Annotated in this window: 13 protein-coding genes and 1 pseudogene; 9 read left to right on the forward strand and 5 right to left on the reverse strand. The window is 67.6% G+C overall.

Features of this window, described 5'->3' with window-relative positions; translation table 11 throughout:
- Positions 1–91: 91 nt before the first annotated feature.
- Both A5784_RS28170 and imuA' read right to left on the reverse strand, forming a co-directional pair.
- Positions 92–1,132: pseudogene (locus tag A5784_RS28170) on the reverse strand (DNA polymerase Y family protein); the annotation flags it as partial.
- Between the two features lie 36 nt (positions 1,133–1,168).
- A complete protein-coding gene (gene imuA', locus A5784_RS28175) occupies positions 1,169–1,867 on the reverse strand; it encodes a DnaE2-dependent mutagenesis accessory factor ImuA' (protein ID WP_064948165.1) in 699 nt (232 codons plus the stop codon).
- Between the two features lie 286 nt (positions 1,868–2,153).
- Between imuA' and A5784_RS28180 the strand changes: the two genes are divergently transcribed.
- From A5784_RS28180 to A5784_RS28215, 8 genes are all read left to right on the forward strand, one after another.
- The gene (locus A5784_RS28180) at positions 2,154–2,444 is read left to right on the forward strand and encodes a hypothetical protein (protein ID WP_064948207.1); all 291 of its coding nucleotides are present in this window, start codon (positions 2,154–2,156) and stop codon (positions 2,442–2,444) included.
- A gap of 34 nt (positions 2,445–2,478) precedes the next feature.
- Complete coding sequence (locus tag A5784_RS28185) at positions 2,479–4,092, forward strand: S53 family peptidase (protein WP_064948166.1); 1,614 nt, start codon at positions 2,479–2,481, stop codon at positions 4,090–4,092.
- 31 nt (positions 4,093–4,123) lie between these two features.
- Positions 4,124–6,055 carry a zinc ribbon domain-containing protein gene (locus A5784_RS28190; RefSeq protein WP_064948167.1) on the forward strand — a complete coding sequence of 644 codons (1,932 nt, stop codon included), beginning with the start codon at positions 4,124–4,126 and terminating at the stop codon, positions 6,053–6,055.
- A 105-nt stretch (positions 6,056–6,160) separates the two neighbouring features.
- A complete protein-coding gene (locus tag A5784_RS28195; RefSeq protein WP_064948168.1) occupies positions 6,161–7,147 on the forward strand; it encodes an alpha/beta hydrolase in 987 nt (328 codons plus the stop codon).
- A complete protein-coding gene (locus A5784_RS28200; RefSeq protein ID WP_064948169.1) occupies positions 7,144–7,998 on the forward strand; it encodes an SDR family NAD(P)-dependent oxidoreductase in 855 nt (284 codons plus the stop codon). Before A5784_RS28195 ends, A5784_RS28200 begins: the two co-directional genes overlap by 4 nt.
- Positions 7,998–8,918 (forward strand): ferritin family protein, encoded by a 921-nt coding sequence (locus tag A5784_RS28205; RefSeq protein WP_064948170.1) that lies wholly within the window; start codon positions 7,998–8,000, stop codon positions 8,916–8,918. The genes A5784_RS28200 and A5784_RS28205 overlap by 1 nt, the downstream gene beginning before the upstream one ends.
- A gap of 1 nt (position 8,919) precedes the next feature.
- Positions 8,920–10,434 (forward strand): flavin-containing monooxygenase, encoded by a 1,515-nt coding sequence (locus tag A5784_RS28210; protein WP_064948171.1) that lies wholly within the window; start codon positions 8,920–8,922, stop codon positions 10,432–10,434.
- Positions 10,434–11,339, forward strand: a complete 906-nt coding sequence (locus A5784_RS28215) for a MerR family transcriptional regulator (RefSeq protein ID WP_064948172.1) — start codon at positions 10,434–10,436, stop codon at positions 11,337–11,339. The genes A5784_RS28210 and A5784_RS28215 overlap by 1 nt, the downstream gene beginning before the upstream one ends.
- A gap of 55 nt (positions 11,340–11,394) precedes the next feature.
- Here the strand turns inward: A5784_RS28215 and guaA are convergent, their stop codons facing one another.
- Entirely contained in the window at positions 11,395–12,954 is a 1,560-nt protein-coding gene (gene guaA / locus A5784_RS28220) for a glutamine-hydrolyzing GMP synthase (protein WP_064948173.1), read from the reverse strand.
- A 33-nt stretch (positions 12,955–12,987) separates the two neighbouring features.
- Positions 12,988–13,557 (reverse strand): TetR/AcrR family transcriptional regulator, encoded by a 570-nt coding sequence (locus tag A5784_RS28225; RefSeq protein WP_232006268.1) that lies wholly within the window; start codon positions 13,555–13,557, stop codon positions 12,988–12,990.
- 75 nt (positions 13,558–13,632) lie between these two features.
- Between A5784_RS28225 and A5784_RS28230 the strand changes: the two genes are divergently transcribed.
- Positions 13,633–14,511: a TauD/TfdA dioxygenase family protein gene (locus A5784_RS28230; RefSeq protein ID WP_064948175.1), complete on the forward strand. Its 879-nt coding sequence runs from the start codon at positions 13,633–13,635 to the stop codon at positions 14,509–14,511.
- Between the two features lie 9 nt (positions 14,512–14,520).
- Here the strand turns inward: A5784_RS28230 and A5784_RS28235 are convergent, their stop codons facing one another.
- A complete protein-coding gene (locus A5784_RS28235; protein ID WP_082945122.1) occupies positions 14,521–16,512 on the reverse strand; it encodes a YhgE/Pip domain-containing protein in 1,992 nt (663 codons plus the stop codon).
- Positions 16,513–16,514 lie beyond the last annotated feature (2 nt).

Consider the following 16,514-nt stretch of genomic DNA (forward strand, 5'->3'; position numbering starts at 1 on the left):
CCCCCCCCCCCCCCCCCCCCCCCCCCCCCCCCCCCCCCCCTTTTTTTTTTCAAGCACACCACGGCATACGCGATGCAGCGTAGTCTCGTGGGCTCGGAGATGTGTATAAGAGACAGCGTAACCGCAGCACGGTGACCGGCGCGGTGGGCTTCTCGGAGGTCTGGGATCCTCCCCGTCGCTGCGCTCGCCCCTGACGGTTCAGCCAGCCGTCCAGCTGCCAGCGCACCCTGTCGGCAGTGGCATCCTCGGTCAGCGGTTCGGAACACCGCCACACCCGTTCCAGCTCTTCGCCGTTGGCGGTGACGGCATGGATGGCCAACCGGGTGCAGCCGACACCCGCCCCTTCCAGGCTGCGATGCAGGGCACTGGCCAGCGACCGCCCGGCGAAGGCCGCCGCGTCCACCCGCTCGATCGGCGGATCGCAGTTCATCACGGCGTCGAGTTCGGCCGCAGGGTCCTTGCCCGACGGCTTCCTGGCCGACTCGCCGCGGGCGAAGGCGTGCGCGGCCACCGCGTCGGCCCCGAACCGGGAGGCCACATCGGTACGCGACAGCTCGGCGAACTGCCCAAGGGTACGGATTCCCATGCGCCACAACAGGTCTGCCAGCTCTTCGCGGCCCGGCGCGGCCAAGGCGGGTTCGGTGGCCAACTGCCGGATGGACAGCGGGGACAGGAACAGGGCATCGGTGCCGGGCTCGATGATGCGTCCTGCCCGGGCGGCGAAAACCGCGGTGGGCAACTGATCTGCGATACCCACCTGACATTCCGACCCCGCCGCGGCCACCGCGTCGACCAGCCGTTCGGCTGCGGCCGGTTCGGATCCGAAGTAGCGGGCCGCCCCGCGCACCGACAGCACCAGCAGACCCGGCCGCAGCACCTCGGCCCGCGGCACCAGATCATCGACCGCGACCGTGACGTTCTCGAAGTGCCGGGCATCGCGGGCCGGATCAGCGGCGACGACATGCAGATACGGACACCGGGCCTGGGCCTCCCGCCGACGCAACCCACGCCGCACTCCCGATGCCCGGGCCGACGCCGAGCATGCGACGACCCGGTTGGCCAGCGTGACCGCGACCGGAGCGGTCGGTTCCAAGCCCGCCGCGGTGGCCGCCGCGACGGCGGGCCAGTCCATGCACCACAGCGCCAGCACCCGAGACGCCGACACGGTCTAACCGCCTGCCACGCAGACTGATCCGGCGGCGCCCCGCATGGCCAGCCGGACCCGGCCGATCCGGCCACGCCCGGGAGCGGGCACGCCGCTGCCCGCACCGGTCACGTCGTAACCGCAGACCCTGGCTTCCAACCGGGTGGACGCACCCCGCCAATCACCGTCGGTGACCAGCAGCGTGCACCCTTTCTGCCGGGCCCGGGCCACCATCACCCTGGCCCGGCTCGGCGGCACCACGCGCCCGCCCAACCCGAGCAGCACCAGGTCCATCCCGTCCATCAACACCGATGCCACTTCGACCGGATCGGCACCCGGATCCGGTATGACCGCAAGCCGGCTCAGATCGGCACCCATTTCCACCGCGGCCAGCAGCCCGACATCGGGTTGCCCGACGATCGCCGCGTGCCCGCCGGCCGCCGTCACCGCCGCCACCATGCCCAGCGGCAGCGACCGGGCGCCCGACAGCACCGCGACCGTTCCGCGCGGCAGCGTCGTGGGCAACCCGGCAGGCGTCGGATCAGCCGGGGATTCAGGGAGTTCCAGCAAAGAATCACCCGCCGGAATAGCCGCACCGGCCCGACCCACCCCGCGATGCGCCGGACCGACCTTCCCCGACACTGCAGCGATCTTGCGCCGCAGATGTTCGACCTGCTCAGCGCGGGTAAGCTGGCCTGATCCAAGGCCCGCCGCAATGGTCACAGCAGCACCTCCAACACCATCTAAACCACGCTGCATTCGAATATATGTTCGATACCCCGAGTAAACACCCACGCCCCGACACCGTCAAGCCGCGGACGGTCGGCTCGCAGCAGCCGGCAACACCACCGGGAATGCTCCTGCACCCTGTTGGGCTTTAAGTTAAAGTTCGACTACCAAAACCCACTTCGGGACGGGACTGGTGCACGATCACCCGATCGTGCGGAATCGCACAACGATTCGCCGAAGGCCAGCGCTCAAATACCGGGGGACAAGTGAGGACACCATCATGAGGTCTGGGCAATTGACTCGTCGGCTCGCGGTCGTCGCCGGCGGCGCCGCTGTCGTCGGGATGATTTCGTTCACCGCGTCGTGCGGCACCAAAGAAAAGGCCCCCGAGACGACGACACCCACCACGACGACCACTACCACCACCACGACGACGACACCGGCCTATCCTGCGCCGCCGCCTTCGGTGGAGCCCACCGAGAAGTCGATCAACCCGACGGGTGGAAACCTGTTCACCCCGACGGTGAAGGCGCCGACGCCGCAGACCGCCCAGCCCGGCACCCATCACTAACACGCCGCGAGGTTCGTTCGTCAGTCGTCCGTCCATGGCCGGGCCACGTGTCATACCCGGGTACGCACTGCTGACGCTGATCCTGGCAGGAGCGCTGCTCCTGGCCTCAGATCTGCGGGCTACCCAAGCACCGGGCGTAAGGGCTCCCATCGGGGGCCCTTACGCCCAATTGCTTGCTGCCTCAACCGATCTCGGTCCTTCCCACGATGACTCGGTCCAGCTCACCGTCGCCCTGCAGAACCGGCTACGGCCGGCAGCGCTCTACAGCTGGGCCGACGGGCACCGACTGTCGGTGCGGTGGCGCCCCGGAGACCCGTGGGCCATCGTCGACGGTGCGCCCGCCGACATGGCGACCGCCTTCGGCGTCGACATCCACGACTACCTGGGCAGACGCGGTCAGGTGTTCTATGCGTCGCCGCAGCAGCCGGCGATACCCGAACCACTGCGCGGCGAGGTCACCGAGGTCGGCCGCCTCCTCGGCTACACCCCACCGCGGATGTCGCGGCCGGACCTGTCGAACCTGCCGACCGATGTCCCCGACCGCGGGCTGACCCCCACGGCGCTGCTCAACACCTACAACCTGGGCGGGCTTGCGCGACAGGGCTATACCGGCAAGGGCACCACCATCGTGATCTTCGCCTTCGACGGTTTCAAGCAGACCGATCTGGACACCTTCGCCACCACCTTCAGCCTGCCGAGGTTCACCCCGATCCTGGTTGGCGGACAGCCCAGCGAACCCCACGGCGAGACGACCATGGACCTGGAAGTCGCCCACGCCATCGCGCCCGATGCGCGCAAGGTGGTGATCAACGCCCGGCCGACGGTCCAGGGCGACGGGGCCTACGAGAAGATCGGCCAGATGCTCCAGTCGGCGGATACCGACTATCCCGGTGCGGTCTGGAGCTTTTCCATCGGCTGGGGCTGCGACAAGCTGATCACCGCCGCCGACCTCGCCCCGGTCCGCTCCGCGCTGGCCACCGCACACTCCCACGGCACCACCGCGTTCAACGCCAGCGGCGACCTGGCCGGCCTGGAATGCAAAGGCGGACAAGACTGGTCGTCACCGCCGGGTCCCGATGACGTCGGGTTGGACTCGGTCGCATCGCTGCCCGAGATCACCAATGTCGGGGGCACCACGCTGTCTACCGACACGGGTGGCGGTTGGCTGGCCGAACAGGCCTGGTTCGACGTACCGCTGACCCAGGGCACCGGCGGCGGGGTCTCGGCACTGTTCGCCCGGCCGGACTGGCAGCGCGGCCTCACCGCGCCCGACGACGGGGGCGCCCAACGGCGGTTCACCCCGGACGTGTCCGCGGTCGCCGACCCGTTCACCGGGGTGAAGATCGTGCTGAACGATCAACTGTTGGTCGGCGGCGGCACATCCCAGTCGGCGCCGCTGTGGGCCGGGATGGCCGCGGTGATGAATCAGTACCTGCTCGGCAACGGCGGGCGGGAGCTGGGTGACCTCAATCCCCTGCTGTACCGCATCGCCGCCGGCGCCCCGCTGCCCGCCTTCCACGACGTCACGCTCGGCGGCAATGCGGTGGCCAGCGCGGGCCCCGGCTACGACCTGGTGACCGGGCTCGGAACGCCCAACGTGGACAACCTGGTCAAGAACATTCTGGTCTGGCAGAGAGCGAATCCATGAGCATCGAGCGAGGAGCGAAGGCGGATCGCGCATGAGCATCGATCCTGGCCTCAGCCTCACGGGCCCGGAGACCATGCGGTGCGAGGTCTGCCAGCTCGACGTCCCCGCGGGCCAGTACTGCGGGCTGTGCGGCGCTCCGCTGTCGGAGCACCGGGGCAACGGCCCGCACTGGCTGCGGGTGCGGTCTTTCAGCGCCGCCCCCGGCCAGCACCTGCTGATCCCGTCGGTCACCAGTTCGCTGTTCCCGCATCTGTCGCCGCGGTCGCGGACGGCGTTCCTGATCGGTCTGGGGCTGCTGCTGGCGGGGCTAGTGGCCGCTGCCCTGTTCCGGCTGCCTGCCGCGCTCATCACAGTCGCCGCCCTGGGCCTGCCGCTGCTGTTCGGAATCTACTTGCGCGAGTCCGATGTTCACCGCGACGTCCCGCACAGCACGCTGATACTCACCGCGGTGCTGGGTCTGGGTCTCGGGACCGGCTGGGTGCTCTTGACCGGTGGCGCGATGGCCCGTGCATATGGCGTCCCGCTGGGCATGGGTATCACCGGATCGCGCATGCTGCGCGACGGTATCGCCGTGTCGGTGGGCGGCATGTTCGTGATGCTGCTCCCCGTGCTGCTGGTGCGGTTCATCCGCCGTGGGACGCACGAAGCGTTGGACGGCTACGCGATCGGCGCGTTCGGGGCGTTGACCTACTGCGCTGCAGCGACGATGACGCGTCTGGCACCACAGTTCACCACCGGCATGGTGGCCAAGGACCGGCCGATGAGCGGGCTGCTGATCGAAGCCGGGATCCGGGGCGTCGCGGGACCGGTGACCGCAGCCGCGGTCGGTGGGCTGATCGGCGCGGCGCTGTGGTTCACCAGACCGCCCAACAAGGTTCTGGTGCACCGCGGCTTCGTGCGCATCACCCTGACGCTGTTCGCGGTCGGCGTGATGACCCTCTATGCCGGACTCGGGCTCATCGACATCGCACGATTCCCGCAGTGGCTGCAGTTCGGTCTGTACATCGCGCTGGCGGCAGTCGCCTTGCTGCTCTTGCGGGTCGGTGTACACCTGGCCTTGCTCCACGAGGCCCAGGACGAGATTCACACCGACGAACCGCTGCTGTGCGCCCAGTGCGGGCATGTCGTGCCCGACGCGCCGTTCTGTGCACACTGCGGCGCGTCCACCCATGCCTCGTCGCGAAGTTCGCGCCAAGCCCGCAGGACGGCCCGGCCGACGCGTGAGGAAGAGCCCGGCGAGATCACGGTCGGACTGCTTCCCGGTTACTCGATCCACAAGGGGACGTTCACCGCTGCGCCCGTCCACAAGACGTCCTACACCGGGCTGGCCCTGGCTCTCGGGGTCGTCATCGTCGTGGTGGCGGCGGGATTGGTCGGGCTCTCGGCGGTGCTGCAGAAGCCTGCAGCGCGCTACGTGTGCCCGCCGAACTGCGGTTCCCCACCGCTCGGGCAACCTGTGACCATCAATCCCCTGTACACGGCGCCTGACGGCTCGTTCACGGTGTCGTACCCGGCTGAGGGGACGGCCTACAAGATCACCACCACTGATCACGGCGTGATGGCGAATCTGACGGCCGGCGATGGCGGCACCATGCAGCTGTTCAGTAGGCCCGCCGGCGGGAAGACGCCGAAAGACATCGCGGTCCAACTGGTTCACCAGACCTTCCCGGACACCAAGACCGCCTACGAGATCCCCAACACGATGGTCGGTTATCAGCCCGGGTTCGGGCTTGCCGCCGACTGTTGGCCGCAGGGTTCGACCAGTAGCTACGCCCGGATGCGGGTGATCATCATGGTGGCGGTCAAGAACGATCTGGCGCTCATCGCGGCGGCAGTGGGGCCGTACCGCCAGTTCGGCCCGGACTCCGGTTCCGGCAAGCCGTCCGGCGCCAATCTGCAGCTTGCGTTGGATATGGGCAAGTACGTCAACAGTTTCCGTTGGCGCGGGGATCCCGCGCGGTAATCGGCCGATCGCATGTGGGGTAATACCGCCGTCGCCAAATGATGACATTGACAAATGTCATCATTTGTTGGTGTACTCACCGAACCACTTCGACGAGGAGGTTCGATGGCCGACCCTGCCATTCCCAAGCGTGGATCGCTGCGATCCCGTGGTGCGGCCGCGATCAGCGCCCTGACGCTGCGGCAGCTGAGCGGGGCGCTGCCTCCCGAACACATGCTCGGACTGTGGACATCCCGGTGGTTGATCGCACGGATCATGGACACGTTCGGACCGTCCCTCGCGGGCACCCGGGTCGAGCCGGTCGATGTGCGGATGGCCGACGGCAGGCGGGTGGTCGGCGAGTGGGTGCGTGGTTCCGGCGTCTCCCCCGCGACGCCCGAGCGCGCCATCTACTACGTGCACGGCAGCGGGTTCGCACTGTGTTCGCCGCGGACACACCGGCGCCTCACGGCCTGGCTCTCCCGGCGCACCGGGCTGCCGGTGTTCAGCATCGACTATCGCCTCGCCCCCGAACACCGATTCCCCACTGCCGCAGACGATGTGGCCGCCGGCTGGGACTGGCTGTGCACCGTCGGCGGGCTCGACCCCGCGAACGTTGTGATAGCGGGCGACTCTGCCGGCGGACACCTGACTGTTGACCTGCTGCTGCAACCGAACACGGCGCATCCGTCGGGGCTGGTGTTGCTCTCGCCACTGATCGACTTGACCTTCGCGCTCGCCCGAGCTCGCGAGCAACTGCACCGCGACCCGGCCATCAGGGCGTCCGACGCCGCACGACTGATCGGACTGTATTGCGCTGCAGCCGATCTCACGCATCCACGGCTCACGCTCGACGTCGCACGCGGACGCCCCATGCCCCCGACGCTCATCCAGGCCGGCGGCGCCGAGATGCTCGTCGCCGACGCCCGCGAGCTCGACAACGACATCCGCGCCGCAGGCGGGCACAGTGAACTCGAAGTGTGGCCGGACCAGGTACACGTCTTCCAGGCCCTGCCTCGGCTGAGCCCCGACGCCGTGGCGGCCGTGGGCCGGATCAGCCGTTTCATCTCGGAATCCTTGCAGCACAACGCCGTCAGAGAGGTAGCCGGATGAACATCTTCGGCAACGGCCGCAAACGCAGCCATGGGGCCGCAGCCGTCGTCACCGGCGCGGGCAGCGGCATCGGCGCCGCATTCGCCGCAGAGCTGGGCCGCCGGGGCGGCCGGGTGATGTGCAGCGACTTCGACGAGGGTGCCGCCCGCGCCACCGCCGAGGCCATCGTCGCCGATGGCGGCCAGGCCACCGCGGTGCGCTGCGACGTGTCCCGCATCGAGCAGGTCGAGCAGCTCGCCGACGCCGCGCAGGCATGGTTCGACGGGCCGCCGTCGCTCGTCGTCAACAACGCCGGCGTCGGAGCCGGTGGCCGACCCGTCGGCGAGATCAGCCTCGACGACTGGAACTGGGTGCTCGGCATCAACCTGTGGGGCCCGATCCACGGCTGTCACGTGTTCACCCCGATCCTGCGTGCCGCGCACACCGAACAGCCGCGCGGCATCATCAACGTCGCGTCGGCCGCCGCGTTCGGCGCCGCACCCGGCATGGCCGCCTACAACGTGAGCAAGGCGGGCACGCTGTCCCTGTCGGAGACCCTGGCCGCCGAGTTGTCCGGCACCGGGATCAACGTCACGGTGCTGTGCCCGACGTTCGTCAAGACCAACATCGTCGAGTCGGGCAGGATCACGGCACAATCGACGCAGTTGGCCGACCGGCTGATGCGGTGGACCGGCTTCTCCCCCGAACGCGTCGCCCGCATGTGCCTGGACACCAACGACCGCGGGGGCCTGTACTGCATGCCCCAGCCCGACGCCCGCATCGGTTGGGGCATCAAACGACTCACCCCGACGGCCTACACCCGTGCCGTGGGGATAACGACCCGGTTCACCAGCTCGGAGGAGGTTTCGTAATGGCCATCGACATGGATGTGATGCTCGCGAAGATCAAAAACCGGCAATGGGCCTTGGCCGATATCGACTGGGACGCCCCAGGAGCCGAAACCATCACCGACGAGATGCGGCCGAAGCTCAAGGCTTTCATGGCCGATCTGTGCTGGATCGAGAACGTCGGTGCGCGTGGATTCGCCGCATTGGCCAAGAAGGCTCCCACCCCGACCATCGCCGAGATCTACCGCTACTTCCACGCCGAGGAGCAGCGGCACGCCAATGCCGAACTGGCGCTGATGAAACGCTGGGGCATGCTTGAAGACGGTGAGATGCCCGAACCGAACGTCAACATCCGGTTGGCCATCGAATGGTTGGACACCTTCTCCGACAACATGTCTCTGTCGGTGCTCGGCACCGTCATCCCCATGCTTGAGGTCGCGCTCGACGGCGCGTTGCTGAAGTTCCTGCTCGAAGAGGTCGACGATCCGGTCTGCCATCAAGTGTTCGAGAAGATCAACAATGACGAATCCCGGCACATCGCCGTCGATTTCGAGGTGCTCAACATGATCGGGCACGCCAGCATGCGGCGGCTCGCGGTGGAGTTCGTCGGCAATGTGGCTTCGCCGGGTGTCATCATCGGCACCCTGATGTACGTTCCTCTGCTCAACCGGATGCGTAACAACATCGTCGACATGGGACTGCAGCCCGAGAAGCTCTACAAGGCGATGATGCGGTTCAAGGAACTCGGTGGCCGCGCCGAATACACTTGGCGCGTACCGGCTTATCAGCTGCTCAAGCTGCACGGGAAGATGGTCACCAACCCGCGCCACCCCTACCACTGGGTGGCCAACCCCATGGTGTGGGCATCGGACCGCTATCCGAAAGCCCTGCTGCGGCCGATCCCCAGCTGGTTCAAGGAGCTGACCCACGAGCCGGCGGCCTGATATGCGCACCTATGACACGCTGATCGTCGGCGCCGGGTTCACCGGCATCGGCACCGCCATCAAGCTCGTCGAGGCCGGCATCGACGACTTCGTCATCCTGGACCGCTCCGATCGCGTCGGGGGCACCTGGCGCGACAACACGTATCCCGGTGCGGCGTGCGATGTTCCGTCGTTGCTGTACTCGTTCTCGTTCGTCAAGAACCCGGACTGGTCGCGGGCCTACTCCCCGGCCGACGAGATCCGTCGGCACATCGAGGGCATGGTCGACACGTTCGACTTGCGCAGGCGCATCCAATTCGGTGTCGAAGTCAACGGCCTGTCGTTCGACGAGGATGAAGGCGTGTGGACGGTGAAAACTACTTCCGGCCCAGGGCCCGATCGCTCCTCACGTCCGCGGCGCTTTCGCGCGCGCAGCGTCGTACTCGCCTCCGGCCCCCTGCCCGACCACACGTGGCCCGACATTCGTGGCCTGAAGACCTACGAGGGCCACAAGATCCACAGTGCGAACTGGGACCACGACTACGACTTCACCGGCAAGCGGGTCGCGGTGATCGGCACCGGCGCCAGTGCGGTGCAGATCATTCCGGAACTGGTGAAGACAGCTGGCTTCGTCAAGGTGTTCCAGCGCACCCCGGGATGGGTGATACCGCGGCTGGACATCGCCACCCCACCTGCTGCTCGCGCACTGTTCGCGAAAGTCCCTGCCGTACAAGAGCTTGCCCGGCAGATCCTGTTCTGGGGCCATGAGGCCAGTGCGACGGCGATGGTGTGGAACACGCCGCTGACGGGGCTGGTGGCCCGCCTCGGCAAGGCACATCTGCGCAGGCAGGTGGCCGACCCGTGGCTGCGTCGTCAGCTCACCCCGGATTTCACCCCTGGCTGCAAACGCATGCTGGTGTCCAGCGACTACTACCCTGCGCTGCAGCGCGAGAACTGCAAGCTCATCGATTGGCCGATCGCCACCATCAGCCCGGTCGGCATCCGCACCAGCGACGGTATCGAACACCATCTGGACGCCATCGTGTTCGCCACGGGTTTCGACGTTCACCTCACCGGCCCGCCCTACCCGATCACGGGGCTGGGCGGACGCTCACTGGCCGACGAGTGGAAGGGCGGAGCGCAGGCGTATAAGAGCATCAACGCCCACGGCTACCCGAACCTGTACTTCATGACGGGCCCCAACTCCGGCCCCGGCCACAACTCGCTGCTGGTGTATGTCGAAGGCCAGATCGACTACGCCGTGTCCGGCATCAAGACGCTGCTGCGCAACAATCTTCGCTACCTCGACGTGCGGGCCGACGTCCAGCAGCGCTACAACGAAGAGCTGCAGAAGCGGCTCACCAAGACCACGTGGATGACCGGCTGCAAGAGCTGGTACCTGACCGCCGACGGATTCAACGCGTCGATGTACCCGGGATTCGCCACCCAGTATCTTCGACAGATGCGGGATTTCCGGTTCGGCGACTATGAAGCAGCGGTGCGGGACGCACGCGTGGCGATCAGCTCGTCGGCCTGATGGCAGCCGCCAAGCCGTCCGGGCAGCAAGCCGGCGCGATCTCGGCCATCCTGACGGGGCTGCGCCGGGCGCCCCGGCAGATCCGGCGCAGTTCGCGTGATGTCGTCGAGACCGCCGTGACGCAGCTGTTCGATGCGGCGGTACAGCCGCACGGTGTCGCGGCGTCGGGCGAGTACCGGCTCGACGAGCTGGCCCGGCTGGCCGGGACCACCACCCGCAACATCCGCGTATACCGCGATCGCGGGCTGCTGCATCCGCCGCTGCGGGTGGGCCGCATCGCGCTGTTCAACGACACCCACCTGACCCGGCTGCGGCTGATCACCTCGATGCTCGACCGTGGCTACAACATCGCCCACGTCCACGAGATGCTGTCGGCGTGGGAGCAGGGCAAGGACATCGGCGATGTGCTCGGTTTGGAAAGCGCCATCGTGGGCAACTGGGCCACCGAGAAACCGGTACGCATACCGCTGGCCGAAGCGCGGGATCTGGTCGACGACCCCGCGGCGTTCGACCGGCTGGTCGGTATCGGGGTGATCAAGCTCGACGCCGAGGACGCAATCATTGTGCGGCCCAAGCTGATCGAGGCGTTCAACGAGATCCGGCAGTACGGCGTACCGATCGGCACCTTGATCGACGTCCATGAGCAGGTGCTGCCGCATCTCGACGCGATCAGCTCGATCCTGGTGCGTGCCGGTGTCGATCAGGTGGCCGGGCGGATCAAACCTGGCGAGTCGCTGCCGCCGGATACCGAAGTGGCCGAACTCATCACGATGCTGGTGCGGTTCCGCACCCAGGCCGTGGCCGCCGTCAGCGCCACCCTGGCGTCCTCGATCGAATCGACCATCGAGTCGGTGGTCGGTCAGATGCTCACCGAGTACGTCGAGAAAGCCGGCGAGCAGACATAGCGGTCCCGGAAACTGCGCGCGTCGCGTACCGCCGCGTCTGCTCGCGGGAGAAAACCTACTCCCACTCGATGGTGCCGGGCGGCTTGCTCGTGACGTCGAGCACCACGCGGTTGACCTCGGGCACCTCGTTGGTGATGCGGGTCGAAATCCGTTCCAGCACTTCGTAGGGCACCCGGGTCCAGTCCGCGGTCATGGCATCCTCGCTGGAGACCGGGCGCAGCACAATCGGGTGGCCGTAGGTGCGTCCGTCGCCCTGAACGCCGACCGAGCGGACGTCGGCGAGCAGCACCACCGGGCACTGCCAGATCTGCTGGTCCAGGCCGGCAGCCGTAAGTTCCTCGCGGGCGATCGAATCGGCGCGGCGCAGGGTGTCCAGCCGCTTGGCGGTCACCTCGCCGACGATGCGGATACCCAGGCCGGGGCCCGGGAACGGTTGGCGCCCAACGATTTCCTCCGGCAGGCCGAGTTCGCGGCCGACCGCGCGCACCTCATCCTTGAACAACAGCCGCAGCGGTTCGACGAGTTTGAACTTCAGATCGTCGGGCAGGCCGCCGACGTTGTGGTGGCTCTTGATGTTGGCGGTGCCGGTGCCGCCACCGGATTCGACGACGTCGGGATACAGCGTGCCCTGCACCAGGTATTCGATCTCGGCCTCGGAGCTGCCGAGGGTGTCACGCACCGCCCCCTCGAACGCGCGGATGAACTCGCGGCCTATGATCTTGCGCTTGCCCTCGGGGTTGGTCACGCCACCCAGCGCCTGCAGGAAGCGGTCGGCGACGTCGATGGTGACGAGCTTGGCGCCGGTGGCGGCGACGAAATCGCGCTCGACCTGTGCCCGCTCCCCGGCCCGCAGCAGCCCGTGGTCGACGAACACGCAGGTGAGCCGGTCGCCGATGGCGCGTTGCACCAGCGCCGCGGCCACCGCGGAGTCGACCCCGCCCGACAGCCCGCAGATGGCCTGCCCGTCACCGATCTGCGCGCGCACCGCCTCGATGAGTTGCTCGGCGATGTTGGCAGGCGTCCACGTCGGTCCGATGCCTGCGAACTCGTGCAGGAACCGGGTCAGCACCTGCTGGCCGTGCGGTGAATGCAGCACCTCGGGGTGGTACTGCACCCCGGCCAGCCGGCGGGCCCGGTTCTCGAATCCCGCGACCGGGGCCCCGGCGCTGGTGGCGATGACGTCGAATCCGTCCGGCGCGGCGGTGACGGCGTCGCCGTGGCTCATCCACACCGGTTGCGTCGCGGGCAGGTCCGCGTGCAGGTCCCCGCCGGACACCGTCAGCTCGGTGCGGCCGTACTCGCTGGTCCCGGTGTGCTCGACGGTGCCACCGAGCACCTGGGCCATGGCCTGGAACCCGTAGCAGATGCCGAACACCGGCACGTCGAGGTCGAACAGCGCCGGGTCCAGGCGTGGCGCACCTTCGGCGTACACGCTGGCCGGCCCACCGGACAGCACGATCGCCTGCGGGTCGCGCGCCTTGATCTCCTCGACGCTGGCGGTGTGCGGGACGACCTCTGAGTACACCCGCGCCTCGCGAACGCGCCGCGCGATCAGCTGGGCGTACTGCGCGCCGAAGTCGACGACGAGAACGGGGCGGGGAGATTCTGCTGCCACCGGCTCAGTCTAGGAGTTGAGGTGCCCCGACCCTCATTCCGGCGTGAGCATCCGGGCGATCTGTGCGGCGACGGCGCCGCGCACCACGTCCTCGCCGACCGCCTCGAGGCCCGTGGCCGATCGCAGGAACGGCTCGAACAACCGCCAACCCATTTGCAGCGCAACGGCATTCGCAGCGGCCAGGCGTCCCTCTTGTTCATCGCCGAACCGCGGCACCACCCGTTCCACCAGCATGGCCACGTTGGGGAAATGCGACTGCAACTGCCCCACCGGATACCCGTCGAGCAGGGCACGGGCCATGACCCGCATATGCCGGTCCATGGCCTGCTCGATCTCGTCGGCGGGCGCGCCCCGGTCCAGCAGGACGGTCAGCGATTCCCCGAGGTGGTCGAGCACCGCCCCGACCAGACGTTCCTTGGTGCCGAAGTGGCGGTAGACCAGCCCGTGGTTGACCCGCGAGCGGGTGGCTATGTCGCGGATAGAGGTGCCGGCCGGGCCCCGTTCGGCGAAGAGTTCGGCGGCCGCGGCCAACGTTGCCGCGACCACCTCGTCACGACCGACGGGAGTGTTCCCAGGGTCGGCCACTGGCGGATCTGTAGTCACCTGGCTACACTAGCCCACATCCAGCTGTAGTCACTTGACTACACATCGTTCGACCAGCGACAAAGGACCTCAACCATGACGATTGCCACCACCGGTCTCACCGTGACAAAACTGGGCAGCCGCATCGGCGCACGCATCGACGGCGTGCGCCTCGGCGGCGAGCTCGACGCCGACACCGTCGCCGAGATCCGCCGCACACTGCTGCAGCACAAGGTGATCTTCTTCGGCGACCAGCAGCACCTCACCGACGACGAGCAACACGCGTTCGCCCGCCTGCTGGGCACCCCGATCGGCCACCACGCGCTCAAACAGGACGGCGTCCCGATCATCACCCCGATCGACTCCGAATATGCCAAGGCCACCCGTTGGCACACCGATGTCACCTTCGTGCCGGACTATCCCGCCATCTCGGTCCTGCGGGCTGTGACGCTGCCTTCCTACGGCGGATCGACCCTGTGGGCGTCCACCGCCGCTGCCTACGACCAGTTGCCCGAGCCCCTCAAACACCTCACCGAGAACCTGCGCGCTGTGCACACCAACCGCTACGACTACGCCGCGGCTCCGGCCGTTCAGCGCACCGAGGCCCAGCAACTGATGCGCGCCGCCTTCGAGAAGCCCGATTTCCGCACCGAACATCCGGTCGTGCGGGTGCACCCCGAGACCGGGGAACGCACGCTGCTCGCAGGCGATTTCACGCGCGGGTTCGTCGGCCTCGACAGTCACGAGTCGCACGTGCTTTTCGAACTCCTGCAGCGGCGAATCACCGTGCCGGAGAACACCGTCCGATGGAACTGGACGACGGGTGACGTGGCGATCTGGGACAACCGCGCCACACAGCACCGCGCGGTCGACGACTACGACGACCAACGGCGCGTCATGCACCGCGTCACCCTGGCCGGCGATGTACCGGTCGACGTGCACGGCCGGCCCAGCCGGGTGATCAGCGCGGCGTGAGCCCCCGGCTCACATCTTGATCGCCGGAATCAGCCTGTTGAGGTTCCACAGCCGGTCCCGCCGCGCGGACAGACAGGAAATGGTCATCGCGCCGGCCCAGATGATCAGCAGCGCGATGATCGCCTGCCACAGCCGGTGATCGATCCCACCCAGGATCAGCTGCCGTAAACCGTTGACGCCGTATGTCATCGGATCGTATTTGTGGATCACCTGGAACGGCTTCGACGTGGTCTCGACGGGATACATGCCGCCCGCGCTCACCAGCTGCAGCATCAGCAACGCCATCACCAGCACCCGGCCCACAGCGGGCCCGACGAGGGCGTTGATCGCTTGGGTGGCGGCAATGAACGCACACGAGATCAACACCATGAACCCGAGCATCGCCCAGGGGTGCGCGGCGTGCATGCCGAGAGCGAACCGCACCACGCAGTAGAGGATGACCGCCTGGAAGAACCCGATCATCGCCGCGGGCAGGTAGCTGGCGAGCACCACCCGGATCGCCAGCACCTCCGCGGCGACGGCCCGGCTCTGCAAGGGCTTCAGGATCATCCACAGCACCAGCGCGCCGAAGAACAGTGCCAGCGTGAGGAAGAACGGCGCCATCCCGGTGCCGAAGTTGGGTGCGGCGTTCTCGTGCGAGGTTTCCAGATTGACCGGGCCGCCGATGGTGTCGGCGATCGCGTTCTTCTGCTGGGCGCTCCAGTCGGGCACCTGCTTGGCTCCCTCGGCGAGTTTGGTCGCCAGCTCGGCCGAGCCCGACCGCAACTGCGCGGTGCCGGACTTCAGCTGTACCGCGCCGTCGTCGAGTTTGGCGATGCCGCTGGCCAATTCGGCGCTGCCGGAGGACAGCTGTTGGGCCCCGCTGCGCAGCTGGGTCAGCTTGTTGTTGAGGTCCTGGCCTGTGCCGCCGACTTGATTGAGCGCGGAGTTGAGCGGGCTGCCGGGTGCGCGCAGCGCCGTGCTCATCGAGACCGCAGCGTTCTCGGCATCGGTGAGCTGTTGACGGATCTGCGGCGTGAACTGGTGCCCGCGCAGCTGATCCTGGATTCTGCGCAGCGTCCCGGCGGCATTGTTCGCCAACGGATCCGGGCTTCCGGACAACTGGTCGATCACCGTGCTCAGCGAGTTGGCGGCGCTGTCCTGCGCCGTCGCGATCCCGCCGATCTGTTCGTTGGCCTGCTGCAGCGCGGTGACACCCTTCTGCAATTGATCGGTGTTGCCCCCGATCTGCGACAGCGCCTTGGTCACCGTCACCAGCGGATCGGTGGCCTTGATGATTCCGTCGGAGAGTTGCTTGGCGCCCGAGGCGACCTGCGCCGACCCTGACCGCGCGGTGTGCAGTCCGTTCGAAAGTTCACCGGCGCCGTCATCGACCTTCACCGCGCCGTCGGCGAGTTGCTGCGCGCCGTCGGCGGCTTGTTTGATGCCTGCCCCGGACGAAACCACCACCGACAGCACCTGATTGACCGCCTGCCCGGAGATCCGCGTGGAGACGGCGTTGAGCACCTGGTCGACGGCGGTGCGGCCGATGCTCGACGAGATGTAGTTGTTGGCGTCGTTGTAGACGGCAATCAGATTGGCCCGCTTGGGTTCCCCGGTCACCGGGGACGCGATCGCCTCGCTGAAGTCCGGCGGCAACTCCAGCATGAAGTAGTACTTGCCGTGGTCGACGCCCTGGCGCGCCTCATCGAGATCGACGACGTGCCAGTCCAGGCTGGCATCGTCGGTCAGGCTCTTGGCGATCTCGTCGCCCGCTTTCACCTGCACGCCGGACACCACGGTCCCACGATCGGAATTGACCAGCGCCACCGGCATTTTGTTGACGTGCCCGAACGGATCCCAATACGCCCACAGGTACAGCGCGCCATAGACCAGCGGCAGCAGCATCAGCACGATGATCGCCAGCCTGGTCATTCGGCTGCGGCCGAAGCGCTTGATCTCCGAGCCGAGTGCGAGCGCGGCCAGCGGGGATGAGCCGCTTGCGCGAAGACCATTTAGCATCG

Origin of the sequence: Mycobacterium sp. 852013-50091_SCH5140682 (genome assembly GCF_001665685.1) — a bacterium.
Lineage (GTDB): Bacteria > Actinomycetota > Actinomycetes > Mycobacteriales > Mycobacteriaceae > Mycobacterium.